Raw genomic sequence first — 25,289 nt, forward strand, 5'->3', positions numbered from 1 at the left:
CGGTCAGACGAACTGGTTGGCGCGCTCCAGATCTTCCGCGAAGTCGACCTCGACGGCATAGAGGTCGGAGATGTCGAGCGGTTCGAGCAGAAGGCCGTTCTCGGCGATGGCGAGCTCGAGCCCGCGCTCGAAGTAGTCCTGGTCGTCGACGCGGCTCAGCTGTGCGATCAGCGCGCGCTTGTCGGCTGCGGAGATGTAGTTGATGCCGACGGCTTCACCGACGCCGCCGCGGACGGTCTTCGACAGCTCGGCGATGAAGCCCTCCGAGGACACCGTGTACTTGACCTCCTCGTCGCTGACCGAGGAGGTGTTGACGGTCGCGAAGGACTGCTCGGCATCGATCAGGGGGCGGGTCCGGCCGAGCACCCGCGGGTCGAAGACGACGTCGCCGTTGAGCCACAGGACCCCGGCGCGCCCCGTCGCGCGGAGGGCCCGCAGAAGGCTCTTGGACGTGTTGGTCTGGTCGTAGCGCTCGTTGTAGACGTACTCGGAGTCGGGGAACGCATCGACGATGGCCTCGGCGCGGTAGCCCACGACGGTCGTGATGCGGGCGGCCGATCCGAAGGCGGCGCGGATGTTGTCGTGCTGCTGCTGCATGATGGTGCGGCCGTCGCTGAGTGCGGTGAGCGGCTTGGGCAGCGAGCGCCCGAGGCGCGAGCCCATGCCCGCTGCGAGGATGACGGTCTGAAGTGTCACGAGTGTGCTCCCGGGGAAGTGTTCACGGAGTATTCGGCGTTCAGCCACTTCCTTGTGCTCCGGCTATGGTAGCGGCTCGACCTGGGAAGGTGCGGGAAGTGGCTGATCCGTCGTATTTTCGCCCCGCGAACCGCACGCATTGTCACGCTCTGTGGACGACTCGCGGCAATCGTCGGGCGTGCTTGCTAGGTTTGTCGGGTGAGCGCCCCCCAGCCGATCCCCCAGGACGACGACGGCGTGCACGCCCTGCCGCCGCTGCCCCCGGTCGCCGCTGCGGAGGCCGCCGCTCGGCTCGATCGGACGCGCTCGGATGCCGACGAGGCGCCCGCCGTCGACGCTCCGGCGTCCGCCGCTCCGCGCCCACGCCGCCCGCCGGCGAAGCGTGCGCCGCGCGCGCGGAAGCCGAAGGTCGCGACGCCGCCGCGCCCCGAGATCGCCCCGGAGATCGCCGCGGCGCGCTTCGAGGCCGCCGCGGCCGATCGCGCGGTCGTCGTGCCCGCCGAGTCCGACACCACGCCGACGGTCGAGGAGCCGGCCGCGGACGCCGAGGAGCACGTCCCGGCGCCGGACGCGGTCGAGCCGGAGGGAGACGTCGAGGAACCGGCGCGCCCGCATTCCGAGCCCGAAACCGAGGTCGCCGAGTCCGCTGTCGAGCCGGAGCCGGAATCCGCGGATGTGGCAGAGACCGAGACCGCTGCTGAGACCGTAGAGCCTGAGCCTGAGCCGGAGGCGGAGTCCGAGGCGGATGCCGCGGAGCCGGAGCCCGAGGTGGTGGAGGCGGAGGCAGAGGCCGTGGAGCCCGAGGCGGAGGCCGTGGAGCCCGAGCCCGAGCCCGAGCCGGACGCTGTGGAGCCGGAACCGCTGGCGCAGCCAGAGGCGGAGGCTGTGGAGGCGGAGTCCGAAGCGGACGCCGCCGACCTCGAGCCTGACCTCGCCCCGGCATCCGAACCGGAGCGGGAAGACGACCCGGCAGAGGTGCCCGAGCCGTCGGTGGCGGAGGTCTTCGCAGACCTGGCCGACGAGGTGTTCGTCGTGGCGAGCGAAGAGGCCGTGCCCGAGGCGGCGGCATCGCCGACGCCGGCCGTGCACGTGCGGGGCGTCACGAAGTCGTTCGGCGCGACGGTCGCGGTGGACGCGATCGACCTGCGCATCCCGGCGGGGACCTTCTACGGGATCGTGGGTCCCAACGGTGCCGGCAAGACGACCACACTCTCCATGATCGCGGGCCTGCTGCGCCCCGACAGCGGCGACATCGCGATCGCCGGCATCGACCTCGCCGCGGACCCGCGCCGTGCGAAGCAGCAGATGGGGATCCTCCCCGACCGGCTCCGCACGTTCGACCGGCTCACCGGGCGCCAGTTGCTGCACTACTACGGCGTGCTGAGGGGACTGCGCTCCGCGGTCGTCGAGAGCCGCAGCGCCGAGCTCGCGCGCGCGTTCGACCTGACCGACGCCCTGGCGCGGCCCGTGTCCGACTACTCCGCGGGAATGACGAAGAAGATCATGCTCGCCGGCGCGATGATCCACTCGCCGCGGGTGCTGGTGCTCGACGAGCCGTTCGAGTCGGTCGATCCGGTGTCCTCCGCGGTCGTCCTCGACATCCTCTCCGCGTACGTGGCCCACGGGGGGACGGTCGTGCTCTCCAGCCACGGGATGGAGCTCGTGGAGCGGGTGTGCTCCGGCCTGGCCGTCATCGTCGGAGGCCGGGTCCTGGCCGAGGGGACGGTGGACGAGGTCCGCGGCGACCTCACCCTCGAGGAGCGTTTCATCGAGCTCTCGGGCGGCATCAGCGACGCGGAGGGGCTCGAGTGGTTGCACACGTTCTCCGACTGAGGCTCGATCTGCTGATCGGTGCGCTGCGGGGCGAGCGCCGACAGGCGGTGCGAACGGTCGTGGGGTTCGTGCTCGTGGCGCTGGCCGTCGGCGCCGTGTGGGCGGGCGCCCTGCGGCTGCGCTCGTCGTCGGACGAGGCCGCCTTCGCCGTCACGATGGTGGCGGCATCCGCTCTGACCGTCGGCTTCCTGGTGACGGCGCTCATCGGCGGCGTGGACGATCAGCTCGATCCGCGCCGGTTCTCGGTCCTCGGCGCCTCGCCGCGTGCGACGGCCGCCGCGACGCTGCTGGCGAGCGTGATCAGCGTGCCGATGATCGCGCTCATCGCGATCGCGATCGCGATGGCCACCCTCTGGTCTGAGCGCGGAGCGCCCGCGGCTGTCGTCGTGCTGTCGTCGATCGCCGGGGTGCTCACCTGCCTGCTCCTGTCCAAGATCGCCCTCGCGATCGGAGGGCTCCTGCATGAGCGACGGTCGCGGGAGCTCACGGGTGTCTTCCTCATCGCCGTGATCGCGGTGGTGGTGCCCGTCGTCGTGTTCCTCGCGTCGCTGCAGTGGGCCGAGGGCGTCCCGTCGGCCCTCACCGAAGCCGTCGACGTCCTGGCGCTGACGCCGTTCGGGGCGGCCTGGGCGCTCCCGCACCGAGCCGTCCACGGCGGACTGCTCGGGCCCGCGATCGTGGCGGCCCTCACGGTCGTACTTCTCGCGGTCTGCTGGTTCTGGGTCGTCGGGCGCCTGATGACGACGACGGAGCGCCCGGGCTCGACGCGCGAGCGGCGCGGTCTGGGATGGTTCGACCTGACCGGAGGCACGCCGGCGGGCGGTGTCGCCGCACGGAGTCTTATCTACTGGTTCCGCGACCCGCGCTACCTGGTGAACATGATCATCGTGCCCGTGGCCGCGGCCGTGACGATCGTGCCGCTCGTGCTCGTCGGGGTGCCGCTGTCGATGGCGGTGCTCATCCCCGCGCCCCTCATCGCCCTCTTCCTCGGATGGCTGCCGCACAACGACCTCGCGTACGACTCGACGGCGCTGTGGATGCACATCGCCGGGGCGGTGCGCGGTGCGGCCGACCGGGCCGGGCGGCTCGCCCCGATCTCCCTCGTGGGCGTCGTGGTACTGGCGGTCGCGATCCCCGTCACCGTCTCCATACACGGCCGGTGGGCGATGCTCCCGGCGATGATCGGCGTGTGCGCCGGCCTCTTCCTCAGCGGACTCGGCCTGTCCTCCCTGGCCTCGGTCATCGCCCCCTACGCCGTCTCCCGGCCCGGGGACAGTCCGTTCCAGCAGCCGCAGCGCACCGGCGGCGGTCTCTCGCAGGGCGTCGTGATGCTGGGAGCGCTGGCGTGCGGGGCTCCGGCGCTGTGGTGGGCCTGGCTCGCCCTGACGGTGGACGAACAGTGGTCGTGGACCGCGTTGTGGGGCGGCATCGGCATCGGCGCGGTGGTGCTGCTCGCCGGCATCCTCGGCGGCGGCGCCGTGTTCGATCGCACGGGCGAGCGGTTGATGGAGTTCGCGGAGTCGACCTGATCCGCTGTGGACGAACTCGGCCGGGCGGGTCGCCGCGCGGATAGAATCGGACACCATGAGCAGCCCTCTCGACAGCCCCGACGGCCCCGGCGACGGCGGCGTCGCCACCCTCGACCGGGAGCTCGAGGAGCTCCTGCGCGAGGAGAACATCGAGCCCGGCGACCACGAGCGCTTCTCCCACTACGTCAAGAAGGACAAGATCCTCGAGTCGGCCCTGACGGGAAAGCCGGTGCGCGCCCTCTGCGGCAAGAAGTGGACGCCCGGCCGCGACCCGGAGAAGTTCCCGGTGTGCCCGACGTGCAAGGAGATCTACGAGTCGCTCATGAGCTGACCCGTTCGCCGTCGGTCCGGGCCTCCTGTCACGCGTCGATGTAGACCGTGGGCAGCGCCGGGTCGGACCGGCTCAGCGCGAGTGCCGTCACCGGCAGCTCTTCGCGCACCAGGGCGTGGTGCGCGCGGGCCTGCGCGACACCGCCGGAGCCCTCGTACGCGGCATTCGGCTCACCGTGGTCCACGAGCGTCACCTGCAGCGCCCGGGCGTCGGGATGGTCGTCGGAGGTCTGCACGGCGTCGAACCCGTCCGACACCGCGATGAGCTCGCTGGTGGCCGTCCCGTGCGACAGGGTGCGGAACGCGGCCTTGCGTCCGCCCCGCGAGCCCTTGTCAGTGGACGCCTTCGCCACGGCGACCCAGCTGCCCGCCGCATCCTGGCGTGCGACCAGCTTGTAGACCATTCCGGCCGTCGGAGCGCCCGATCCGGTGACGACCGACGTGCCCACCCCGTAGGCGTCGACGGGGGATGCCGCCAGTGCCGCGATCGCGAACTCGTCGAGGTCGCTCGTGACCGTGATCCGCGTCGACGTCGCGCCGAGCTCGTCCAGCTGCGCGCGCACCTCCGCGGCGACGGTGGGCAGGTCGCCGGAGTCGATCCGCACCCCGCCGAGCCCCGTTCCGGCGACGCGCACCGCGGTCTCGACGCCGGCGCGGATGTCGTAGGTGTCGATGAGCAGCGTGGTGTCGATGCCGAGCGCATCGATCTGGCTGCGGAAGGCCTCCTCCTCGGTGTCGTGCAGGAGGGTCCACGCGTGCGCGGCCGTCCCCATCGTGGGGATGCCCCATTCGCGACCGGCTTCGAGATTGCTCGTGGCGCCGAAGCCCGCGATGTAGGCCGCGCGCGCGGCGGCGACGGCCGATCGCTCGGCGGCCCGACGCGACCCCATCTCGGCCAGGGGGCGGTCGCCGGCGGCGATGCTCATGCGGGCGGCGGCGTTCGCGACGGCGGAGTCGTGGTTCAGGATGCTGAGGGCCAGCGTCTCGAGCACCACGGCCTCCGCGAACGAGCCCTCCACGGTGAGGATGGGCGATCCGGGGAAGTAGAGCTCGCCCTCGCGGTATCCGCGGATGGTGCCCGTGAAGCGGTAATCCTCCAGGAAGCGCAGCGTCTGCGTGCCGACGACGCGGTGGTCGCGCAGGTAGCGCAGCTCGTCGTCGCCGAAGCGGAACGCGCGCAGCTGCTGCAGCAGCCGCCCGGTGCCCGCCACCACGCCGAAGCGGCGCGCACCCGGCAGGCGCCTGCCGAACAACTCGAACACACAGGGTCGCGACGCGGTCCCGTCGCGGAGGGCGGCGTCGATCATCGTGAGCTCGTACCGGTCGGTCAGCAGGGCGGACGACGGGGCATCGGCGCGGGTCATTCCGTCACTCTAGCGACGCCGTCGAGGCCGTCGGGCGCCGGGCCGGGTCCGCGTGCGGAGATCCTCCCGGGACCGGCGGGTAGGGTGGAGGATCGTGAATGACGCGCCGATCGGGATCTTCGACTCCGGGGTGGGCGGGCTCACCGTGGCCCGGGCGGTCTCGCAGCTCCTTCCGCGCGAATCCGTGCTCTACCTGGGCGACACGGCGCACTCGCCGTACGGTCCCAAGCCCATCGCGGACGTCCGCCGATACAGCCTCGACGTCCTCGACACGTTGGTGGAGCAGGGCGTCAAGATGCTCGTGATCGCCTGCAACACGGCATCCGCCGCCGTTCTGCGCGACGCGCGGGAGCGTTACGACGTGCCGGTCGTCGAGGTCATCGGCCCGGCGGTGCGCACGGCGATCTCGACCACGCGCAACCGGCGCATCGGCGTCATCGGGACGGTCGGCACCATCGGTTCGGGCGTGTACCAGGACATGCTGGGGGTCAACGAGCAGCTGGCGGTGTTCACGCAGGCCTGCCCGCGTTTCGTCGAGTTCGTCGAGGCCGGTGTCACGGGATCGGCCGAGGTGCTGCGGGTGGCGGAGGACTACCTCGCGCCGCTTCGGCACGCGGGCGTCGACACACTCGTGCTCGGCTGCACCCACTACCCGTTCCTCGAGGGGGCCATCAGCTATGTGATGGGGCCCGAGGTGTCGCTCGTCTCGAGCGACACCGAGACCGCGAAGGACGTCTACCGGCAGCTCGTCTCGCGCGACCTCCTCGCCGGTCCAGATGCGGTCGCCACCCACACCTACGAAGCGACCGGCGACTCCGCCGACGACTTCCTCCGCCTCGCCGACCGGCTCATGGGCCGCGGCGTCTCCAGCGTGCGCCTCGTGCAGACGGGCGCCATCGACCTGCCGGACCCCCTGAAGGGAACCCCATGACCGAGACCACCACCCGCGCCGACGGCCGCACGCCCGACCAGCTCCGACCCGTCACGATCGAGCGGGGCTGGAGCGCGCACGCCGAGGGGTCCGCCCTGATCTCGTTCGGCGGCACGAAGGTGCTGTGCACGGCATCCTTCACGGGGGGCGTGCCCCGCTGGCTGACCGGCAAGGGCAAGGGGTGGGTGACGGCGGAGTACGCGATGCTGCCGCGCGCCACCAACTCGCGCAACGACCGGGAGGCCGTCAAGGGCAAGATCGGCGGGCGCACCCACGAGATCTCGCGTCTGATCGGTCGTGCGCTCCGCGCCGTCGTCGACACCAAGGCGCTCGGTGAGAACACCATCGTCATCGACTGCGACGTGCTGCAGGCCGACGGCGGCACGCGCACCGCCGCGATCACCGGTGCCTACGTCGCCCTGGCCGATGCGATCGAGTGGGGCCGCGCGAAGGGTCTCGTCGGCAAGAACGCGAAGGTGCTGCTCGACTCCGTCGCCGCCGTGTCGGTGGGCATCATCGACGGCGAGCCGATGCTCGACCTGGCCTACGTCGAGGACGTCCGCGCCGAGACCGACATGAACGTCGTCGTCACCGGCCGCGGTCTGTTCGTCGAGGTGCAGGGCACCGCCGAGGGGGCCCCGTTCGACAAGCGCGAGCTCGACGCCCTGCTCGAGCTCGGCGTCGCCGGCTGCGCCGACCTCCGCGACGCCCAGACCGAGGTGCTCGCCTCGTGACCGGCGTCCCGAACTCCTCCACGGCGGACGCCGGACCCCGCCGTATCGTCTTGGCGACCCACAACCCGCACAAGGTGGAGGAGTTCGGCGCGATCGTCGCGCGCGTGCGCCCAGATCTGGAGGTCATCGGCTACGACGGCCCGGAACCCATCGAAGACGGCGTCACCTTCGCCGCGAACGCGCTCATCAAGGCGCGAGCCGCCGCGGCCCACACCGGGCTTCCCGCGCTGGCCGACGATTCCGGCGTCTGCGTCGACGTGCTCGGCGGCGCCCCCGGCGTCTTCTCCGCGTACTGGGCCGGGCACCGCAAGGATGCCCGCGCCAACCTCGAGCTGCTGCTGGACCAGCTCTCCGACATCGCCGACCCGCACCGGACGGCCCAGTTCGTTTCGACCATCGCCCTCGTGGTGCCCGGGCCCGACGGCCGCATCGTGCACGAGGAGACGGTCGAGGGCGTCTGGCCGGGCCGGCTCGCGACGGCGCCTTCCGGCGACGGCGGGTTCGGCTACGACCCGATCTTCCTGCCCGACGACCAGCAGGGGCGGACGGCCGCCGACCTGTCGGCGGAGGAGAAGAACGCGGCCTCCCACCGCGCCCGCGCGTTCGTCGCGCTCGCGCCGCTGCTGAGCGCGCTGGAGCGATAACCGCTTTCATTCCCGACTAGTGCGCGAGCGGGTGCGCGGGCGGCGCCGCGGCTTAGCCTCGTTCTATGCACGATCACGCACCCTCCGGCATCCGGGACTCGAGCAATCGGCGACTGCTGACGATCTCGCTGTGTCTGACGGCCGGAGTGATGCTCGTCCAGATCGTCGGCGCCCTGCTGACCGGATCGCTCGCCCTTCTGGCCGACGCGGCACACATGTTCACCGACTCGTCGGCGCTGGTGATCGCCCTCATCGCCTCGGCGGTCGCCGGGCGACCGGCCGACGATCGCAACACCTACGGCTATCAGCGCGCCGAGGTCTTCGGCGCCCTCGTGAACGCGCTGATCCTCATCGCCCTCATGGTGTGGATCGCCGTCGAAGCGGTCCAGCGTCTCATCGGACCTACCGAGGTCGAGGTCGCGGGAGGGCTGATGCTCCTCGTGGCCGCGGTGGGTCTCGTCGCCAACGCCGTGTCGATGTACCTGCTCAGCGCGGCGCAGAAGCGCAGCATCAACGTGCGCGGCGCCTACATCGAGGTGCTCGGTGACCTCATCGGTTCGGCGCTCGTGATCGTCGCGGCCGTCGTCATCTGGACGACGGGCTGGATGCCGGCCGATGCCCTCGCCTCGCTGCTCATCGCGGTGATGATCCTGCCGCGGGCCGTCGGACTCCTGCGCGAGGTGTTCTCCGTGCTCGGCGAGCGGGCGCCGCACGGCACCGCCGTAGCGGACATCCGCGACCACATCCTCGGCGAGCCGGGCGTCGTCGACGTGCACGACGTGCACGTGTGGCAGCTGACGCGCGGCGCCCCCGTCTTCACCGCGCACGTCGTCGTCGCGGACGACGTGCTCGCCGGTGACTCCGGTGGTGCGGGGGCGCTGCTGTCGCGTCTGCAGAGCTGCCTGTCGCGTCACTTCGATGTCGAGCACTCCACGTTCCAGCTCGAGCCGGCCGGGCACCGCGAGCACGACGCGCACGTGTAGCGACGAAGACCGCCCGGCGACTGTGCGACGATGCAGGGCATGGACGACGCCGATCTCCGCGAACTCTCCCTGCTGCGCACGCGCGCGTACGGACCGGATGCCGACATCGAGCGCGATCCGGACGCGCTGGCCCGCCTGCGGGCGCTGGAGGAACGGCGCCGCACGCAGGCCGCGGTGACGCCCGCGGCCAGGCCCGCGCCCGCGGCGGGTGCGGCCGTCGAGACCGCCCCGGAGGACGGCGGCGCGCCGTCTCCACGCCCGACGGAAGCGCCCGCGGCGATGCCGCCCCGCATCGGACGTGCGCTGGCGATCGGATGGGCGGCGTCGATCGCGGTGGTGGCCGTCGTGGTGGGTGCGCTCGTCTTCGGTCTGGCCTCGCTCCGTCCGGTGTCACCGGTCACGGGAGCGCGGCAGGTCGCGAGCCTGGACGAGCCGTTGACCAGTCCGCCGGCGGCGATGCCGTGGTTCGGCGAATCCGAGGAGAGCTCCGCCTACGCGTTCTCCGGGCTCGTGGTGGTCGCCGTCGCGCGTGACGTGCTGGACTCCTCGGGCGAGTGTCTGATCGTGACGCCGCGGGTCCCGGCCGCCGACGGATCGCGGTTCGGGACCAGCGGCTGCGGCGCGGGGCCGTTCCACCCAACCGTCGCGCTGCTCGTCGCCGATGACAGCCCCGAGGAGCTGCGCGCCGCCTTCCCGGTGGGTACCGCGCTGCAGTTCGTGTGGGACGGGAACGCCGTCGCCGTCTTCGCGGCCGACCCGCAAGGTCCGACCGCCGCGCCGGCCTGAGCTCAGTCGTCCCGGCGCACGTCTGCGGGATCCACATCCGGACGCAGACCGCGCCACCGGGCGTGGCGCAGGGTGCCGCTCGGCGTGAACTCCGCGTACTCCACTTCGCCGACGAGCTCCGGCCGCACCCACAGCGCATCGGAGGCGTCCGCGACCGGCACGCCGAGCAGGGGCGAGGAGTCGGTGCGCAGCGGCTCGAGCAGTGCCGCGAGCCGGCTCAGCTCGCGGTCGCCGAATCCGGTGCCGACGCGTCCGACGTAGTGCAGGCCGTCCTCGTCGGGGATGCCGAGCAGCAGCGATCCGATACTGCCGCGCCGTCCCCCTTTCCCGGGGCGGATGCCGCCGATCACGACCTCCTGCATGGCCGTCAGCTTGACCTTGAGCCACTCCTCGGATCGGGCTCCGCGACGGTAGGGAGACCGAGGATCCTTGACGACCACACCCTCCAGGTGCAGCTCCGCGGCGGCCGTCAGCGCATCGGACACGTCGTCCGCGACCGGCGGCACGGCGACGGCGGCGATGGCGTCGGCCGCGATCGTCTCGAGGATCTCGCGGCGTTCGCGCAGGGGACGCCCGGTGACGTCCTCGTCGCCGACGCGCAGCACGTCGAAGAGGAAGTAGTCGACGGGGATGCGCTGCGCCTCCCGCGCGATCTCCGGCGCCGAGGTCACGTGCATGCGCGACTGCAGCCGCGTGAAGCTCGGGCGGCCCGCAGCATCCCGGGCGACGATCTCGCCGTCGACGACCGCCGGGCGGGGGCCGAAGCCGACGTCTCCGGAGGTGAGTTCGGGGTAGCGGTCGGTGATGTCGGCGCCGCTGCGTGCTCGCAACCGCAGGCGGCTGCCGTCCCACGTGCCGACGGCGCGGATGCCGTCCCACTTGAACTCGACCCAGGGGAGGTCGCCCCACCTTCGCGCGGCCGCCGCGGCGAGCGCCGGCGTCGTCGACACCGCGAGCATCGGGGCGTCGGGCCCGCTCGCCGTTCGCGCGGGCGCACGATGCCCGGCGCGCGCGGCGCGGACCGGCGGCGTCGCGGCATCCTTCGTGCGGTGCAGGAGCCACTGGGACTTCTCACCCGAGCCGGCGGTGCGGATCAGGGCGATCCGCACACGTCCGAGCGGGCCGTCCGGCCGGCCGGAGAGGGTCGCGATCACCTCGTCGTCGCGCCACTTCTCCACCGTGAACGTGCCGGAGTCCCAGACGGTCATCGTTCCCGCGCCGTACTCGCCGGCGGGGATCTCGCCGGCGAAGGTGAGGTACTCGAGGGGGTGCGGCTCGGTCATGACCGCGAGGTGGTTGCGATCGGGGGTCGCCGGGATGCCGCGCGGCACGGCCCAGCTGACGAGCACCCCGTCGTGCTCCAACCGGAGGTCGAAGTGCAGACGTGACGCGTGATGCTCCTGGATCACGAACCGCCACGACTCGTGCGAGCCGCTATGCCCCGCCGGGCCGGGGTGTGGCGGCTCGGCCAGGGCGTGTCGGTTCGCGGGCGTGGGAAAGGGTTCGGGCGTGGCGGAGGGGGTGCGCTTCGCGAAGTAGGAGGAGAGGGGATCGGGCGCGACGGGCGCCAGGGGCGCGAGCAGGTCGCCGTCGGAGGCGGCGCGGGCGAGCACCTCGTCGAACAGCAGGTGCCGCAGGTCGGGATCGTCGAGCTCGGCCCAGGTGCGGGGGGCGGCGACCGTCGGCTCCGCGCGTCCGCGGAGCGAGTAGGGCGCGATCGTGGTCTTGGCGGCGTTGTTCTGGCTCCAGTCGACGAACACCTTGCCGGGGCGCGCATTCTTGCTCATCGCGCTCACGACGAGATCGGGATCGTCGGCTTCCAACGCGCGTGCCAGCTCGCGCGCGAACGCCGAGATCTCGTCGCTCGTGCGCGTCGCGTCCAGGGGTGCGTACAGGTGGATGCCCTTCGACCCGCTGGTCACCGGCAGCGGGTCCATGCCCATGTCCGCCAGGATGCCGCGGGCCCGGCGGGCCACCTCGGCGCACTCCGGGAGCCCGACGCCGGGGCCGGGGTCGAGGTCGAGCACGAGCCGGTCGGGCGATCCGCGGCCGCCGCCGTCGAAGCGCCATTGCGGCGTGTGCAGCTCGAGGCTCGCGACCTGCGCGAGGTACACCAGGCCCGCGACGTCGTCGATCAGCGGGTAGTCCTTGGCTCCGCCGGAGTGATCGATCGCGCGGCGCCGGAGCCAGTCGGGTGCGCCGGCCTCCAGGTCTTTCGCGAAGAAGGGGGGCTCGCCGGTGCCGTCGGGCCACCGCAGCCGCGTGACGGGTCGGCCCGCGAGATGGGGGAGCAGGAGCGGAGCGATACGCGAGTAGTAGTCGATGACCTCGGCCTTGGTGGTGCCGGTCGCGGGGTACAGCACCTTGTCGAGGTTGCTCAGCCGGAGGCGTCGTCCGCCGACCTCGACGACCTGTGCTGCCTGTGCCATGGCGCCAGGGTAGCGGCCAGCCCCTGGCGAACCGGTGCAGGAGCCGGTTTGATGGGCCCATGAGATCGATCTGGAAGGGCGCGCTCACCTTCGGGCTCGTCAACGTGCCGGTGAAGGTGTACTCGGCCATCGAAGACCACGACGTGCCGCTGCATCAGGTGCACGCGGCCGACGGCGGACGCATCCGGTATCAGCGCATCTGCGAGCTCGACGGCGAGGTGGTGCCCTACGCCGACATCGACAAGGCGTACGACGACGGCGACCGCACCGTGGTGCTGACCGCCGAAGACCTCGCCTCGCTCCCGGCGGAGCGCAGTCGCGAGATCGAGGTCGTCGAGTTCGTCCCCAGCGACCAGATCGATCTGCTCACGCTCGATCGGCCCTATTACCTGGAGCCCGACTCCGCCTCGCCGAAGGCCTACGTGCTCCTGCGCAAGACCCTCGAGCAGACCGATCGCACGGCGGTGGTGCGCTTCTCCCTGCGCCAGAAGACGCGTCTCGCCGCGCTCCGGGTGCGGGGAGAGGTCCTCGTGCTGCAGACGCTGCTGTGGGCCGACGAGGTGCGGGAAGCCTCGTTCCCGGCGCTGGATGAGCCGGTCAAGATCTCCGACAAGGAGCTCGAGCTGTCGGCATCCCTCGTGGAGAGCTTCTCGTCGGACTTCGACCCCGCGCAGTTCGTCGACGAGTACCAGCAGGAGCTGCGGACCCTGATCGACGCCAAGCTCGAGAAGGGCGACGCGCTCGATACGTCCGAGACGTTCGGCGAGAAGGCCGAAAAGGATGCCGGGGGCGAGGTCATCGACCTGATGGCGGCGCTGAAGGCCAGTGTGGAGCGCAGCCGGGCCGCCCGTGCGGAGAACGAGAAGGTGGCCCCGCCCAAGAAGGGCAAGGCCACCAAGGCGTCGTGACTCAGGCTGCGGGCGTGCCGTCCTCGAGAGGCTCGACGGTCTCGGGCGCGAGGCCGGCGGCCTGCTCCTTCTTGACCTTGCGACGCTCGGAGAAGTAGTGCCACACGGTCACCAGGGCCGTGCCGCCGACGGCGGCGAGCAGGATGAGGTCGATGTAGTTCTCGACGAACGTGGCCACCGGCGGGATGAAGCCGATGAGGTAGCCGAACATCGTGAGGCCGAAGCCCCAGAGGACCGCACCGATGAGGTTGTAGAGCGAGTACTTGCGCCATGGCATGTGGCCGACGCCCGCCGCCACCGGGGCGAACGTCCGCACGATCGGCACGAAGCGGGCGAGGATGACGGTGAGGCCGCCGTAGCGCTCGAAGAACGCGTTGGTGCGCTCGACGTTCTTGCGGCTGAAGAGGCCGGAGTCCTTGCGTTCGAACACGGCGGGTCCGCCCTTGTGCCCGATGTAATAGCCGAGCTCGCCGCCGACGAAGGCCGCGAGGCCGATCAGCAGCGCCACCCACCAGACGCTGATGCCGAAGATCCCGTGCGGCAGCGTCGGCGTGGAGTGCGACAGCAGGCCCGAGATCACCAGCAGCGTGTCGCCGGGGAGTAGGAAGCCGACGAGCAGACCCGTCTCGGCGAAGACGATGAAGCAGACCACCAGCAGGGCCCACGGGCCCGCGTTCTGGATGATGGCCGCAGGATCGAGCCAGGGGATGAGGGCGAGAGCGTGCACAGGGTTCCCGTCGGTAGATCGGCGGTGGAAGGTCGCTCAGGGGAGCGGTCGCGGTCAGTCTACCGGCGCGGTTCCCGAGTGATTGCGGTGAATCGGCTGATCACACCGGCCGCTCTGCGGCGACGTCGTCCGTGCGGAAGGTGGGACTTGAACCCACACGCCCGAAGGCACAGGAACCTAAATCCTGCGTGTCTGCCGATTTCACCACTCCCGCGCGGCGACCAGTCTATCCAGTGGTCTCGACCGACTCCGGAGCGGATACCGTCGACGCGGCTGCCAGACGGGGACGGCCGCCGATGATCCAGTAACCCAGACCGACGACGATCCCGCCGCCGACGAGGTTGCCCAGGCCCACCCAGAGCATGTTGTTGGCGAAGAGGCCCCACGTGAAGTGCGGGTCGCCGCTGAACAGGCCGATGCCGTACGTGGTCATGTTCGCGACGACGTGCTCGAAACCCGAGCTGATGAAAGCGAGGATCGCGGCGAAGATCAGGAGGATCTTTGCGACGTCGGAGCGCACGCGTGCACACATCCAGATCGCAAGGCACACGAGCACGTTGCAGAGGATGCCGCGGACGAACAGCTGCAGGGGGCCTTCCTCCGCCTTGGCGGCGAGCATGTCGGCGATCATCTTGCCGGCGGGCGCGTTGGCGTGCAGCACGCCCGAGGCGACGATGAGCGCGGCGAAGAGGAGGGCGCCGACGAGGTTGGCGAGGAAGGTGGCCGCCATGGTGCCGATCGCACGCCACCATCCGACGGCTCCCATGAGGGCGCCCTGGGGGAGGATCATCATCGCGCTCGTGAGCAGGTCGGCCCCGGCGAAGACCACGAGGGTCAGGGCGACGCCGAACACGACGCCGGCGACCAGCTTGGCGAGGCCATCGCCCGCTGCCAGGAGGGGTCCGGCGGTGGCGACCATGAGGACGACGCCGATTCCGATGTAGGCGCCGGCCAGCATGCCGGAAACGGCGAAACGCCCGGGGGAGAGGACGCCGTCCGCCTTATGGACGGCCGCGTCGGCCTGCGCCTGAAGGGTCTCGGGAATCGTGAGCACGAAGAAATCGTACTCTGTGGTCAGACCACAACACAAGCAGGGCGCCGCGCCGGAGGATCCGCCCGCCCGCCGGCGGAGGAATCAGTGCGCGGCGTCGTACGCCTCGAGGAGGGACTTCGCCACTCGTCCGCGCGTGCTCACGGTGTGGCCGTTGGAGCGCGCCCAGGCGCGGACGGCCTCCAGATCGCGCGTGTGCGCTGCGGGAGCGGCACGCCGCGCCGGCGCCGCGCCGAACGAGCGCACCCGTCGGGCCTTGTCGATGTAGGGGGCGAGGAAGTCATCCAGCTTCGTCGCATTCTGCCTCGACAGATCGATTTCGTACGCCTGCCCGCCGTAGCTGAATTGAATGCTGACGGAGTCCTCTTCGGGAATCTCCTCGCCGGTGAGATCGTCGACCACGATATACGTCTTGATTTCTCTGCGTGCCATGGCCGAGAGATTACCGCACCTTTTCCTGTTTTTCGACAGGGTTGTTTCTTTTCTGCTGCAACGGTAAAGGGCGGGGTTTCTTTTCTCTTGCCGCCCGTCCTCGGCATTCCGCGCGACGGCGCGGGAGCGCTGTGGATAGTCTCGGCGCGCCGGCCCTCGTCGATGTGAGGATGCCGCCATGACCCCCTCCGCATCCGCCCCCACGTCCGTCGCGCCGGAGGGAACGATCTCGGCGGCGTCGACGATGGTGCTGCGCGCGATCGCCGACCGGGTGCGCGACCGCCTGCGCGATGAGCAGGCCGACCCGCTGCGGCATCCCGATCGCGCCGCGCAGCTGGCGACCGCGGAGGTGAGACACCACAATGACTACGCCCTCGCACGGGGACTGGAGTTCGTCGACGACGAGGACGCGGCGGTGCGCGAGGTGCTCGCGCGCGTCACCGGCTACGGTCCATTGCAGGTGCTCCTGGATGATCCGCAGGTCGAGGAGATCTGGATCAACGGCCCGGGCGCCGTCTTCGCGGCCCGAGCGGGGCGAAGCGAGCGCGTGGCGATGCGACTGACCGACGAGGCGGTGCGCGATGTGGTCGAGAAGATGCTGCACGCCACCGGGCGCCGAGTCGATCTCAGCCAGCCGTTCGTCGACGCCTCGCTCCCGGACGGGAGTCGACTGCACGTCGTGATTCCGGATATCACACGCGCGCATTTCGCCGTGAACATCCGCAAATTCCTGCCGGCTCGGCGCTCCCTCGACGATCTCGTCCGCGCCGGATCGCTTCCGCTCGACGTAGCCGACCTGTTGCGCGACGCGATGACCGGCGGTCGCAACGTGCTCGTCTCCGGTGCCACGCACGCAGGAAAGACGACGCTACTCGCCGCGCTCATCGGCGCGTGCGCGCCTGAGCAGCGGATCATCACCGTGGAGGAGACCTTCGAGCTCGCCGTGACGGCTCCCGACATCGTCGCGTTGCAGGGGCGCCAGCCGAGTCTGGAGGGCACCGGCTCCGTGAGCCTGCGGCGGCTGGTCAAGGAGGCGCTGCGCATGCGCCCCGATCGCCTCATCGTCGGCGAGGTCCGCGATGCCGAAGCCCTCGATCTCCTGCTCGCCCTGCACACGGGCGTGCCCGGAGCCGCGACGATCCACGCCAACTCGGCGGCCGACGCCCTCGCACGCCTGGCGACGCTGCCCCTGCTGGCCGGGCGCAACATCGATGCCGCGTTCGTCCAGCCCGCGATCGCGACGGGTGTTGACCTCGTCGTGCACTGTCGCCGGGCGCCCGACGGCGAACGGTTCGTCGAAGAGATCATCGAGACGACCGGAGCGGTCTCGGCGGGGGTCGTGGAGACGCACGTGCTCTACCGCGGGGCGCGCGCGTGACCATCTTCTGGGGTGCGCTCCTGGCGGCGGGCCTGCTGCTCGCGCTGTCGCCCTGGCTGTGGCCGCTGACCGCCCGTGCGGAGCGCGCCGGCTCCGAGGGGCCGATCGCCCGGCTGCTGCAGGAAGCGGGCTTCGCGCACGCCTCGGTGGGCCGTCCCGTGCTCATCGGCGCCGTCCTCGCCGCCGTCGGCGCGTCGCTCGCGTGGGTGATCACGGGGCTGGGCGCCGTGGCTCTCGTCGCCGCAGTCGCCGCCGGCGCGGCGCCGTTCTCCTGGTTGCGGGCGCGGGTGCGACGACTGCGGCGCTCACGTCGCGCGCTCTGGTCGGACGTCTGCGACCTGCTGATCTCCTCGGCGCGCGCCGGCACGTCGCTGCCGGATGCCGTGTCCGCCCTCGCCGTGAACGGACCCCCGCCGCTGCGACCGGCGTTCGAGCGGTTCCGCGCCGACATGGCGGCATCGGGACACTTCGATTCCAGCGCCCGGCGGTTGAAAGCGGCACTGGGCGATCCCGTCGCCGATCGCATCATCGAGACGCTGCGGATGGCACGGCGAGTGGGAGGCACGGAGCTCACCGGCGTGCTGCGCGCACTCTCGGCATCCGTGCGTGCCGACGCGACGCTCCGCGCCGAGGTCGAGGCGCGTCAGTCGTGGGTGCGCGGCGCGGCCGTCGTCGGTGTCGTCGCGCCGTGGATCGTGCTCGGCCTGCTCGCCCTGCGGCCCGAGGGAGCAACCGCCTATGGCAGTGCGGCGGGGGTCGCGGTCGTCATCGGCGGTGCGGTGGTGTCGGTGTGCGCGTACCGGCTCACCCTCCGCATCGGGCGCCTGCCCGAGCCGCGGCGGTGGTTCGCATGAACGTCGTCAGCCTCGCGGCATCCGCGGTGATCCTCGGCGCCGCGCTCGGCACGGGGCTGCTGCTGGCGCTCGGGCGGATGCCCCGGTGGGCGGCCCCGTCGTTGACGAGGCGTGTCGCGCCCTATCTCCGCGACATCGCCGATCCGCGGGGTCTCACGCCGCTTCCCTCCACCACCGTCACCTCTCCCTGGCGGCTCACCCGCGACCGCCTCGCCTCGACCTGGGTGGGCGTGGGGGGAGCAGGCACCGTCGCCCGCCGCCTGCGACAGGCCGGATGGGCGCAGGACGTCGTCGCCTTCCGTGCGACTCAGCTCGGTTGGGCCGTCGGTGGCCTCGCGATCGGCGCCGTCGTCGTGGTGATGCTGTCGGTCGTGGGACGCGGCGCGCCGGCTCTCGCCCTGGTGCCGCCGCTGCTGGCCGCCGCGGGCATCGTCGGATGCGACAACCGCCTCAGCCGGGCGGCGCGCGCGCGGATCACGCGTGTCGAGGAGGAGCTGCCGACGGTGCTGGAGTTCCTGGCCCTGTGTCTGGCCGCCGGTGAGGGCCTGCGCGATGCCCTGCGGCGCGTCGGCGAGGTGGGGTCGGGCGTGCTCACGGCCGAACTGCGCGGGGCGGTGCTTGCCAGCGGCACCGGGTCGAGCCTGCCCGACGCGCTGCTGGCGATATCAAAAGGACTCGACGTGCCCGCGCTCTCGCGCGCGGTCGAGCACCTGGTCGCCGCGATGGACCGCGGGGCCCCGCTCGCGCACGTCCTCCAGGAGCAGGCCGTCGACGCGCGAGAGGACGCCAAACGGGGGCTGCTGGAGATGGCCGGCCGCAAGGAGATCCTCATGCTCCTGCCGCTCGTGTTCCTGATCCTGCCGCTGTCGGTGGTGTTCGCGATCTTCCCGGGCATCGTGATGCTGCGCCTCGGCGTCGGCTGACCGCGCGCGGGGGAGCTGTGGATAATTTCCGCGCCGACCCGTGCATCTCGCGACACTCGAGGCATGGCCGGTTCACAGCGATCCTCTGTCCGCGATCTCGCCGAGGACGAGACGGGAGACGTTCCCGGCTGGGTGCTGGTCACGCTGATGACCGCCGGCTTGGTGGTCGCGATCTGGACGCTCGCCGGGCCCGCGCTGGCCGACCTGTTCGAGCAGGCGCTCAGCCGCGTCTCCGGATTCTGATCGGAGCGCGCGATGCACGCGTTGCGCGATGACGAGCGCGGCTCCAGCACCGTGGAGTTCGTTCTCGTCGGAACGCTCCTGACGCTCCTCACCCTCGGTGTGCTCCAGCTCGCGCTCGCCGTCTACGTCCGCAACGTCGTCCACGACGCCGCGGTGGAGGGCGCCTACTTCGGTGCGCTCGCCGACACGGATGCCGCGGCCGGCGCGACCCGCACCGCACAGCTGATCGAGACCGCCGTCGGCGCCGGCATCGGCGCGGAGGTCACCGCCGCCGACACGGAATCGGCCCGCGGCCCGGAGGTCGAGGTGCGCGTCGTCGCGACACTGCCGCTGGTCGGCTTCCTCGGCGTTCCCGCGGGATGGGAGGTGACGGCTCGTGCCCCGCGCGAGAGCTTCGACTGATCCCGCGCGCCGCAGCCGGCGTGTGCTGACCGACGAGGGCGGCTCGGCATCCCTGGAGTTCATCACGGTCGGGCTCATCCTGCTCGTTCCCCTCGTCTACCTCATCGTCGCCCTCGGAACCATCCAGTCGCAGGCGCTCGGCGTCGAGACCGCGTCCCGGCAGCTCGCACGCACGATCGCATCGGCGCCCGATGCCGCGACTGCCGAGCTTCGTGCCCAGCGCGTGCGGGAGGCGATCGCCGCCGAGTACGGCATCGATCCGTCGCGCATCGACGTGCAGGTGCGGTGCTCGACGCCCGGTCCGTGCCCGGCGGCGGGGGCGGTGGTGTCGGTGACCGTTGCCACGGAGGTGGCGCTCCCACTCGTGCCGCCCGTGTTCGGTCTCGACCAGGTGTCCCGCGTGCCGGTCACGGCGACGGGGGTCCAGAAGGTCTCGCGTTATGGGGCGCAACCGTGAGAGCGCTCGCTGCGGCCTGCCGCGACGACGAGGGCGGCAGCGTCCTGGTGCTCGCGCTCGGCTACGCCGTGATCGCGATCGTCCTCGTGCTCGTCTGCGTCGACGCGAGCAGCCTCTACCTCGCCCAGAAGCGCCTGGATGCCGCGGCGGACGCGGCCGCTCTCGCCGGTGCCGACGGCTTCACGCTGTCGACCGACGGGGGCGTGCCCGCCGCGCGCCTGACCGACGCCGGCGTGTACGCGCAGGCCGCCGACCTGCTCGCCGCCGTGGGGACGGCGGAGCTGGTCGCAGCATCCGCGCCGGACGGCGTCTCGGCCCGGGTCACCGTGGCCACCACCTGGCATCCACCGGTGCTCACGCTGTTCGTGCCGGACGGATGGCCGCTGCAGGCCACCGCGACGAGCCGCACGGCTCTCAGATAGCGGAGGCGCCCTCCGCGGCGGGCCGGCGGCGCGGCCATGCGGCCCATCCTGACGGCAGCTCATCGAGAATGCGCTCCGCCGCGGTGAGACGGTCCGGAGGGAGGGCGATCGCGCTCGAAGAGCCCCCGGACGACCCGGTCGGGTATCGCAGCCGGTACCACGCCGTCGGTTCGCCGCTCCGGTGATCGACGCTTTCGCCGTAGTCGCCGGAGACGACGGCGAAGACGTGCTCTTCCAGGTCGTCGGCCTCGCTCTGCCAGGTCGTGTCGCAGGCGTCGCACCCGCACTGAGGGAAGGGGAAGTCGTGCAGCACACCCGCGTGGAGCAACAGTCCGGGGAAGGCGGTGAAGACGAACGTCAGCGGAGCGGAGGCCGGATCCCGCGGACTCATCCGCACGGCGCGCGGCACCTCCCAGCTCGGGGGAGCCAGGAGGTCTGCGACGACGCCGTCGCTCTCCTCGATCTCGACGTCGTACGTGTCGCGCAGATGCTCGATGAGTGCCGCCGCGACCGCGTGCAGCGGCGCGTACCGCTCCGGGTGCGCGGTGAACGAGTACGCCTCGTCCGGAGGTGAATCCTCCCACCGCCGGCCGTACTCGATGACCTCGCCGTCCGCGTCGACGAACACCTGCGGCTCGATCGACGGGCGGACGTAGGCGCTCATGCCGTCATCCTGCCGCAGGCCGCCGCGGGGCGCACTCACCGTTCGCGCGGCACGAACCGGGGCACCCAGCGGATGAAGCCCGCCGCGCCCGCCAGCCCGATCGCACCGATCACGCCGGTGGCCACCGACAGCGACACCGCCGCCGCCACGGCCGACACGAGCAGCGGGGCGATCGCGCCGCCGGCATCCGTGAGGGTGCGCCACGATCCGAGGAACGCCGCCGGATCGTCCTGCGGGGCGACGTCGGCGCCGAGGGTCAGCAGGATGCCGCTCGACAATCCGTTGCCCACGCCGAGCACCGCGGCGAACAATGCGAACCACATCGCCGCCTGCGACAGGTCGTGCGTGAAGGCCAGAGCGAGGAAGCCCGAGCCCATCAGCACCATCGCGGGAAGCGCCGCCCACAGTCGGCCGAAGCGGTCCATCACCTGCCCGCTCGCGTAGAAGAGCGCGAAGTCGATCGCGCCCGAGATGCCGACCACGAGCGCGATCGTCTGGGCGTCGAGCCCGATCGACACGCCCCACAGCGGCAGCACCACCTGACGCGCCGAGCGCACCGCCGACAGCGACGCGGCCGCCAGCCCCAGCCGCGACAGCACGCCCCGATAGCGCCACATCGTGCGGAACACCCCGACACGCTCGGGGACGGGGATCGATCCGGTCACGGGCTCGCCGGTGTCCTCCGCGAGCCGGGAGTCGCCGGTCGTGGTCGTCCGGGGCAGCGGCGCGGCATCCTCGGGGTCGGGCCCGAAGACGAGCAGAGCGATCGTGGCGACGAGGCACGCGCCGAAGAACCACACCGTCGAGTGCTCGTCCTGGAAGATCGCGATGAGCGCGGCGGCGATGAAGGGCCCCACGAACATGCCGAGCCGGAACGTGCCTCCCAGCAGCGACAACGCCCGAGCGCGGTACGCCAGGGGCACCCGCGTCGTCATGAACGAATGGCGCGCGAGGCCGAACGCGGCCGCGCAGAAGCCGATGAGGAACACGGCGGCGGCCAGCACCGGCAGGCTCGGGGCGAACAGCATCCCCGTCACGCCGCCGATCGCGAGCACGCCGCCGATGATCATCGTCAGCCGCTCGCCGATGCGGCCCACCGCCCAGCCGGCCGGGATGTTGCCGCACAGCTGGCCGACGACGAGAGCGGATGCCACGAGTGCGGCCGTCGGCACGTCGGCGCCGAGCTGCGCCGCGATCACCGGGAACAGCGGCACCACCGCGCCCTCGCCGAGCGCGAAGAGCACGGTCGGACCGTAGATCATCGGGGCGAGACGCCAGAGCATCGGCCCCATGCCGGGCGCGGACGCGGGGTCGGGCATGCGGGAGCTCACCCGATCCACGTTAGTCTGGAGTGTCATGCTTGATTTCGATCCTTCCGCCGACATCCAGGCGCTGCGTTCCACCTTCTCCGACATCCAGGCGGTGGTCGACGTCGAGGGGCTGCGCGCGGAGATCGCGCGACTGTCGGAGGAAGCCGGCGCCCCCGACCTCTGGGACGACGTCGAGAAGGCGCAGAAGGTCACCAGTGCGCTCAGCCACCGCCAGGCCGACCTCAAGCGCGTCGCCGATGTCGAGCAGCGCCTCGACGACCTCGACGTGCTGGTCGAGCTCGCCCACGAGATGGACGACGAGGACACCGCCGAAGAGGCGCGCCGCGAGATCGCCGCGCTCCAGGACGTCATCGGCCAGCTCGAGGTGCAGACGCTCCTGGACGGCGAGTACGACGACCGTCCCGCGGTCGTGACGATCCGCTCGGGCGCGGGCGGCGACGACGCCACGGACTTCGCCGAGATGCTGCTGCGCATGTACCTGCGCTGGGCCGAGCGGCACAAGTACTCCGTGAAGGTGATGGACACCTCCTACGCCGAGGGCGCGGGCATCAAGTCGGCGACCTTCGAGGTCGACGCGCCCTACGCGTACGGCACCCTCTCGGTCGAGGCGGGAACGCACCGTCTCGCCCGTATCAGCCCGTTCGGCGGCGCCGACAAGCGCCAGACGTCCTTCGCCGCGGTCGAGGTCATCCCCGCGCTCGAAGAGGCCGTCGAGGTCGAGGTGCCCGAGAACGACATCCGCGTCGACGTGTTCCGCTCGTCCGGCCCCGGCGGACAGTCGGTCAACACCACCGACTCGGCCGTGCGCATCACCCACCTTCCGACCGGCCTCGTCGTCTCGATGCAGAACGAGAAGAGCCAGATCCAGAACCGTGCGGCCGCCATGCGGGTGCTCCAGACCCGTCTGCTCCTCCTCAAGCGCGAGGAGGAGGCAGCCAAGAAGAAGGAGCTCGCCGGCACGATCACGGCGAGCTGGGGCGACCAGATGCGCTCCTACTTCCTCTACGGTCAGCAGCTCGTCAAAGACCTCCGCACCGGCTACGAGGTCGGAAACCCCGCCGTCGTCTTCGACGGCGACCTCGACGGTCTCATCGCCGCCGGCATCCGGTGGCGCAAGCGCAAGGACGCCGACGACTGATCAGCTCCGCGATCACCCGCGGCGTGCAGTCGACACGCGGCGAGTGTCGCACCCGGCATCCGACGGGCGTCGACGTAGGCTCGTCGAGTCATGATCCGGTTCGAGCACGTCACCAAGAAATACCGAGGGACCAGCAAGCCGGCGCTGAGCGACGTCGACTTCGAGGTGCAGCGCGGGGAGTTCGTCTTCCTCGTGGGCGCGTCCGGCTCGGGGAAGTCGTCCTGTCTGCGTCTGATCCTGCGGGAGGACGGCCCGAGCGAGGGCCGCGTCGTCGTGCTCGGTCGCGACCTGAAGACGCTGTCCACGCGCAAGGTCCCCTATTTCCGCCGACACATCGGCTCGGTCTTCCAGGACTTCCGGCTGCTGCCCAACAAGACCGTCTTCCAGAACGTCGCCTTCACGCTGCAGGTCATCGGATCGTCGCGAGGGTTCATCCAGCAGGCGGTGCCCGAGGCGCTCGCCCTCGTGGGCCTCGACGGCAAGGAGAAGCGACTGCCGCACGAGCTCTCCGGCGGTGAGCAGCAGCGCGTCGCGATCGCGCGGGCGATCGTGAACCGCCCGCAGATCCTCCTGGCCGACGAGCCCACCGGCAACCTGGATCCCGCGACCTCCATCGGGATCATGCAGTTGCTCGCACGCATCAACGCCGGCGGCACCACGGTGGTGATGGCGACCCACGAAGCGGGCTTCGTCGATCAGATGAAGCGGCGCGTCATCGAGCTGCGCGGCGGCGTGATGATGCGCGACGACCGTCACGGCGGCTACGGCGACACGTCGTCGCTGCCGTCGCTCACCCCGCAGGCGGAGAAGGGTGCCGCCGCGACCGCGGCGTTCAGCGCCGTGCTCGAGCTGCAGCGCGAGATCGCGCAGGCGCCCGTCGAGCCCGTTCCCGCCCCGCCGACGGTGGATGCCGCGGCATCCGTCCCCGCCGAGCGCACCCCGCCCGTGCAGCGGCCCGCGGCCGACGCCGCCGAGCCGGCCCCCACGACGAGACCGATCGCGATCAACGCCCCGGACGTCGACCTCGGCCAGCTCGGCCTCGGTGACATCGACCTCGGCAGGCTCGGCGTGGCCGATCGCCTCCGCCGCGAGACCGACGAGAACGACGAAGTGGGACCGACCTCATGAGGATGCAGCTGATTCTCGCGGAGGCGCTCACGGGGCTCCGCCGCAACGCGTCGATGGTCATCTCCGTCGTGCTCGTCACGTTCGTCTCGCTGACGTTCGTGGGTGCGGCGATGCTGATGCAGATGCAGATCGGCAAGATGCGCGACTACTGGGTCGATCGCGCGCAGGTGTCGATCCTGATGTGCCGCGACGACTCCACCGCGACGACCTGCGCAGACGGCGCGGCGACCCAGGAGCAGATCGATCAGGTCTCCGAACGGCTGTCGAGCTCGGCTCTCGGCGGCGTGGTCCGCGACGTGCGCTACGAGTCCGCCGACGAGGCCTACCAGAACCTCATCGACCTCTACGGCGACGAGTACAAGGACTACGTCACCCCCGCGCAGCTCGGCGAGACCTACTGGGTCGGGCTGGTCGATCCCGGGAAGGCGGATGTCATCACCGAGGCCTTCCAGGGCATGGACGGCGTCGAGGGCGTCAAGAACCAGATGCAGTACCTCGAACCGCTCTTCTCGGCGCTGACGATCGCGACCTACATCGCGGTCGGCATCGCCGTGCTCATGCTGATCGCCGCGGTCCTGCTCATCGCCACCACGATCCGCCTGTCCGCCTATGCGCGACGGCGGGAGGTGGGGATCATGAGACTCGTTGGCGCCTCGAACAGATTCATCCAGACGCCGTTCATCCTCGAGGGCGTCTTCGCGGCCTTCATCGGGTCGGTGATGGCGGGGGCGGCGATCGTCGTCGGCGTGCACTTCGGTGTGGGGGAGTACCTCAAGGGACGCGTGACCTTCATCACCAACTGGGTGAACATGGGGGATGCCGCGATCGTCATCCCTCTGATCATCGTCATCGGCCTGGTCCTCGCGGCACTGTCCGCGGGCTTCGCGATCCGCCGGTGGCTGCGGGCGTGAGATAGACTGACGGGCTGCCGTGTCCGCGGCATCCCGTCGCATTCGGCGGACCACACGACGA

Annotated in this window: 27 protein-coding genes and 1 tRNA gene; 19 read left to right on the top strand and 9 right to left on the bottom strand. The window is 71.2% G+C overall.

Going from position 1 to position 25,289, the window contains the following annotated elements; genetic code table 11:
• Window positions 1-3 precede the first annotated feature (3 nt).
• Complete coding sequence (locus L0965_RS11410; protein WP_101306094.1) at window positions 4-696, bottom strand: NTP transferase domain-containing protein; 693 nt, start codon at window positions 694-696, stop codon at window positions 4-6.
• Between the two features lie 198 nt (window positions 697-894).
• Here L0965_RS11410 and L0965_RS11415 point away from each other — a divergent pair, with 198 nt between their 5' ends.
• From L0965_RS11415 to L0965_RS11425, 3 genes are read left to right on the top strand one after another with little or no spacing between them, the layout of a single operon-like run.
• The gene (locus L0965_RS11415) at window positions 895-2,529 is read left to right on the top strand and encodes an ABC transporter ATP-binding protein (protein WP_101306095.1); all 1,635 of its coding nucleotides are present in this window, start codon (window positions 895-897) and stop codon (window positions 2,527-2,529) included.
• Window positions 2,505-4,058 carry a hypothetical protein gene (locus L0965_RS11420; protein WP_101306096.1) on the top strand — a complete coding sequence of 518 codons (1,554 nt, stop codon included), beginning with the start codon at window positions 2,505-2,507 and terminating at the stop codon, window positions 4,056-4,058. The genes L0965_RS11415 and L0965_RS11420 overlap by 25 nt, the downstream gene beginning before the upstream one ends.
• A 55-nt stretch (window positions 4,059-4,113) precedes the next feature.
• The gene (locus tag L0965_RS11425; protein ID WP_060959143.1) at window positions 4,114-4,389 is read left to right on the top strand and encodes a DUF3039 domain-containing protein; all 276 of its coding nucleotides are present in this window, start codon (window positions 4,114-4,116) and stop codon (window positions 4,387-4,389) included.
• Window positions 4,390-4,417: 28 nt separating this feature from the next.
• Here the strand turns inward: L0965_RS11425 and L0965_RS11430 are convergent, their stop codons facing one another.
• Complete coding sequence (locus L0965_RS11430; protein WP_101306097.1) at window positions 4,418-5,752, bottom strand: nicotinate phosphoribosyltransferase; 1,335 nt, start codon at window positions 5,750-5,752, stop codon at window positions 4,418-4,420.
• 94 nt (window positions 5,753-5,846) lie between these two features.
• On the opposite strand from L0965_RS11430, the gene murI reads away from it, so the two are divergent.
• The 5 genes from murI (at window position 5,847) to L0965_RS11455 (ending at window position 9,830) form a co-directional block, all read left to right on the top strand.
• Entirely contained in the window at window positions 5,847-6,683 is an 837-nt protein-coding gene (murI, locus tag L0965_RS11435) for a glutamate racemase (protein ID WP_060959145.1), read from the top strand.
• Entirely contained in the window at window positions 6,680-7,417 is a 738-nt protein-coding gene (rph, locus tag L0965_RS11440) for a ribonuclease PH (RefSeq protein WP_101306098.1), read from the top strand. The genes murI and rph overlap by 4 nt, the downstream gene beginning before the upstream one ends.
• Entirely contained in the window at window positions 7,414-8,061 is a 648-nt protein-coding gene (gene rdgB / locus L0965_RS11445; RefSeq protein WP_101306099.1) for an RdgB/HAM1 family non-canonical purine NTP pyrophosphatase, read from the top strand. The genes rph and rdgB overlap by 4 nt, the downstream gene beginning before the upstream one ends.
• 65 nt (window positions 8,062-8,126) lie before the next feature.
• On the top strand, window positions 8,127-9,044 hold the full coding sequence (locus L0965_RS11450; protein ID WP_101306100.1) for a cation diffusion facilitator family transporter: 918 nt from the start codon (window positions 8,127-8,129) through the stop codon (window positions 9,042-9,044).
• A gap of 39 nt (window positions 9,045-9,083) precedes the next feature.
• Window positions 9,084-9,830, top strand: coding sequence for a spermidine/putrescine ABC transporter permease (locus L0965_RS11455; RefSeq protein WP_232784032.1), 747 nt, complete (start codon window positions 9,084-9,086; stop codon window positions 9,828-9,830).
• A 2-nt stretch (window positions 9,831-9,832) separates the two neighbouring features.
• Here L0965_RS11455 and L0965_RS11460 read toward each other — a convergent pair whose 3' ends face one another.
• Window positions 9,833-12,259, bottom strand: a complete 2,427-nt coding sequence (locus tag L0965_RS11460; RefSeq protein ID WP_101306102.1) for an ATP-dependent DNA ligase — start codon at window positions 12,257-12,259, stop codon at window positions 9,833-9,835.
• A gap of 59 nt (window positions 12,260-12,318) precedes the next feature.
• Between L0965_RS11460 and L0965_RS11465 the strand changes: the two genes are divergently transcribed.
• Window positions 12,319-13,167 (top strand): Ku protein, encoded by an 849-nt coding sequence (locus L0965_RS11465; protein ID WP_101306103.1) that lies wholly within the window; start codon window positions 12,319-12,321, stop codon window positions 13,165-13,167.
• Between the two features lies 1 nt (window position 13,168).
• Here the strand turns inward: L0965_RS11465 and L0965_RS11470 are convergent, their stop codons facing one another.
• The 4 genes from L0965_RS11470 to L0965_RS11485 all read right to left on the bottom strand — a co-directional run bounded on the left by L0965_RS11470 (window position 13,169) and on the right by L0965_RS11485 (window position 15,377).
• Window positions 13,169-13,894, bottom strand: a complete 726-nt coding sequence (locus tag L0965_RS11470; RefSeq protein WP_060959151.1) for a DedA family protein — start codon at window positions 13,892-13,894, stop codon at window positions 13,169-13,171.
• Window positions 13,895-14,026: 132 nt separating this feature from the next.
• Window positions 14,027-14,108 (bottom strand) — tRNA-Leu (locus L0965_RS11475).
• 12 nt (window positions 14,109-14,120) lie between these two features.
• Window positions 14,121-14,948 (bottom strand): formate/nitrite transporter family protein, encoded by an 828-nt coding sequence (locus L0965_RS11480; RefSeq protein WP_060959152.1) that lies wholly within the window; start codon window positions 14,946-14,948, stop codon window positions 14,121-14,123.
• 81 nt (window positions 14,949-15,029) lie between these two features.
• Window positions 15,030-15,377 carry an Lsr2 family protein gene (locus tag L0965_RS11485; RefSeq protein WP_101306104.1) on the bottom strand — a complete coding sequence of 116 codons (348 nt, stop codon included), beginning with the start codon at window positions 15,375-15,377 and terminating at the stop codon, window positions 15,030-15,032.
• A 178-nt stretch (window positions 15,378-15,555) separates the two neighbouring features.
• On the opposite strand from L0965_RS11485, the gene L0965_RS11490 reads away from it, so the two are divergent.
• From L0965_RS11490 to L0965_RS11520, 7 genes are all read left to right on the top strand, one after another.
• Window positions 15,556-16,755 carry a CpaF family protein gene (locus tag L0965_RS11490; protein WP_374198335.1) on the top strand — a complete coding sequence of 400 codons (1,200 nt, stop codon included), beginning with the start codon at window positions 15,556-15,558 and terminating at the stop codon, window positions 16,753-16,755.
• Window positions 16,752-17,609: a type II secretion system F family protein gene (locus tag L0965_RS11495; RefSeq protein WP_101306105.1), complete on the top strand. Its 858-nt coding sequence runs from the start codon at window positions 16,752-16,754 to the stop codon at window positions 17,607-17,609. The genes L0965_RS11490 and L0965_RS11495 overlap by 4 nt, the downstream gene beginning before the upstream one ends.
• Window positions 17,606-18,532 (top strand): type II secretion system F family protein, encoded by a 927-nt coding sequence (locus tag L0965_RS11500; RefSeq protein WP_101306106.1) that lies wholly within the window; start codon window positions 17,606-17,608, stop codon window positions 18,530-18,532. Before L0965_RS11495 ends, L0965_RS11500 begins: the two co-directional genes overlap by 4 nt.
• A 63-nt stretch (window positions 18,533-18,595) precedes the next feature.
• Complete coding sequence (locus L0965_RS11505) at window positions 18,596-18,775, top strand: hypothetical protein (RefSeq protein WP_060959349.1); 180 nt, start codon at window positions 18,596-18,598, stop codon at window positions 18,773-18,775.
• A 12-nt stretch (window positions 18,776-18,787) separates the two neighbouring features.
• Window positions 18,788-19,177 carry a TadE/TadG family type IV pilus assembly protein gene (locus L0965_RS11510; RefSeq protein ID WP_101306107.1) on the top strand — a complete coding sequence of 130 codons (390 nt, stop codon included), beginning with the start codon at window positions 18,788-18,790 and terminating at the stop codon, window positions 19,175-19,177.
• Window positions 19,152-19,634 (top strand): TadE family protein, encoded by a 483-nt coding sequence (locus L0965_RS11515; RefSeq protein ID WP_101306108.1) that lies wholly within the window; start codon window positions 19,152-19,154, stop codon window positions 19,632-19,634. The genes L0965_RS11510 and L0965_RS11515 overlap by 26 nt, the downstream gene beginning before the upstream one ends.
• Window positions 19,631-20,056: a pilus assembly protein TadG-related protein gene (locus L0965_RS11520; RefSeq protein ID WP_101306109.1), complete on the top strand. Its 426-nt coding sequence runs from the start codon at window positions 19,631-19,633 to the stop codon at window positions 20,054-20,056. The genes L0965_RS11515 and L0965_RS11520 overlap by 4 nt, the downstream gene beginning before the upstream one ends.
• Here the strand turns inward: L0965_RS11520 and L0965_RS11525 are convergent.
• Together L0965_RS11525 and L0965_RS11530 are read right to left on the bottom strand one after the other, a co-directional pair.
• Complete coding sequence (locus L0965_RS11525; RefSeq protein ID WP_101306110.1) at window positions 20,049-20,720, bottom strand: DUF6226 family protein; 672 nt, start codon at window positions 20,718-20,720, stop codon at window positions 20,049-20,051. The genes L0965_RS11520 and L0965_RS11525 overlap by 8 nt on opposite strands.
• Before the next feature lie 35 nt (window positions 20,721-20,755).
• Window positions 20,756-22,003 carry an MFS transporter gene (locus L0965_RS11530; protein WP_101307214.1) on the bottom strand — a complete coding sequence of 416 codons (1,248 nt, stop codon included), beginning with the start codon at window positions 22,001-22,003 and terminating at the stop codon, window positions 20,756-20,758.
• A 73-nt stretch (window positions 22,004-22,076) separates the two neighbouring features.
• On the opposite strand from L0965_RS11530, the gene prfB reads away from it, so the two are divergent.
• The 3 genes from prfB (at window position 22,077) to ftsX (ending at window position 25,228) form a co-directional block, all read left to right on the top strand.
• Window positions 22,077-23,189, top strand: coding sequence for a peptide chain release factor 2 (prfB, locus tag L0965_RS11535; RefSeq protein WP_060959354.1), 1,113 nt, complete (start codon window positions 22,077-22,079; stop codon window positions 23,187-23,189).
• Between the two features lie 90 nt (window positions 23,190-23,279).
• On the top strand, window positions 23,280-24,317 hold the full coding sequence (ftsE, locus tag L0965_RS11540) for a cell division ATP-binding protein FtsE (RefSeq protein ID WP_061781823.1): 1,038 nt from the start codon (window positions 23,280-23,282) through the stop codon (window positions 24,315-24,317).
• Window positions 24,314-25,228: a permease-like cell division protein FtsX gene (gene ftsX / locus L0965_RS11545; RefSeq protein ID WP_060959356.1), complete on the top strand. Its 915-nt coding sequence runs from the start codon at window positions 24,314-24,316 to the stop codon at window positions 25,226-25,228. Before ftsE ends, ftsX begins: the two co-directional genes overlap by 4 nt.
• The last annotated feature ends 61 nt before the right edge of the window (window positions 25,229-25,289 follow it).

The sequence above is a fragment of the Microbacterium sp. NFH-22A-Y genome (assembly GCF_021401375.1).
Classification (GTDB): Bacteria; Actinomycetota; Actinomycetes; order Actinomycetales; family Microbacteriaceae; genus Microbacterium; species Microbacterium hominis.

Coding starts and splice junctions, on each gene's coding strand:
- L0965_RS11425 (WP_060959143.1), top strand. CDS start 4,114: ATGAGCAGCCCTCTCGACAGCCCCGACGGCCCCGGCGACGGCGGCGTC.
- L0965_RS11430 (WP_101306097.1), bottom strand. CDS start 5,752: ATGACCCGCGCCGATGCCCCGTCGTCCGCCCTGCTGACCGACCGGTAC.
- rph (WP_101306098.1), top strand. CDS start 6,680: ATGACCGAGACCACCACCCGCGCCGACGGCCGCACGCCCGACCAGCTC.
- L0965_RS11450 (WP_101306100.1), top strand. CDS start 8,127: ATGCACGATCACGCACCCTCCGGCATCCGGGACTCGAGCAATCGGCGA.
- L0965_RS11455 (WP_232784032.1), top strand. CDS start 9,084: ATGGACGACGCCGATCTCCGCGAACTCTCCCTGCTGCGCACGCGCGCG.
- L0965_RS11460 (WP_101306102.1), bottom strand. CDS start 12,259: ATGGCACAGGCAGCACAGGTCGTCGAGGTCGGCGGACGACGCCTCCGG.
- L0965_RS11465 (WP_101306103.1), top strand. CDS start 12,319: ATGAGATCGATCTGGAAGGGCGCGCTCACCTTCGGGCTCGTCAACGTG.
- L0965_RS11485 (WP_101306104.1), bottom strand. CDS start 15,377: ATGGCACGCAGAGAAATCAAGACGTATATCGTGGTCGACGATCTCACC.
- L0965_RS11490 (WP_374198335.1), top strand. CDS start 15,556: ATGACCCCCTCCGCATCCGCCCCCACGTCCGTCGCGCCGGAGGGAACG.
- L0965_RS11500 (WP_101306106.1), top strand. CDS start 17,606: ATGAACGTCGTCAGCCTCGCGGCATCCGCGGTGATCCTCGGCGCCGCG.
- L0965_RS11505 (WP_060959349.1), top strand. CDS start 18,596: ATGGCCGGTTCACAGCGATCCTCTGTCCGCGATCTCGCCGAGGACGAG.
- L0965_RS11510 (WP_101306107.1), top strand. CDS start 18,788: ATGCACGCGTTGCGCGATGACGAGCGCGGCTCCAGCACCGTGGAGTTC.
- L0965_RS11525 (WP_101306110.1), bottom strand. CDS start 20,720: ATGAGCGCCTACGTCCGCCCGTCGATCGAGCCGCAGGTGTTCGTCGAC.
- L0965_RS11530 (WP_101307214.1), bottom strand. CDS start 22,003: ATGCTCTGGCGTCTCGCCCCGATGATCTACGGTCCGACCGTGCTCTTC.
- prfB (WP_060959354.1), top strand. CDS start 22,077: ATGCTTGATTTCGATCCTTCCGCCGACATCCAGGCGCTGCGTTCCACC.
- ftsE (WP_061781823.1), top strand. CDS start 23,280: ATGATCCGGTTCGAGCACGTCACCAAGAAATACCGAGGGACCAGCAAG.
- ftsX (WP_060959356.1), top strand. CDS start 24,314: ATGAGGATGCAGCTGATTCTCGCGGAGGCGCTCACGGGGCTCCGCCGC.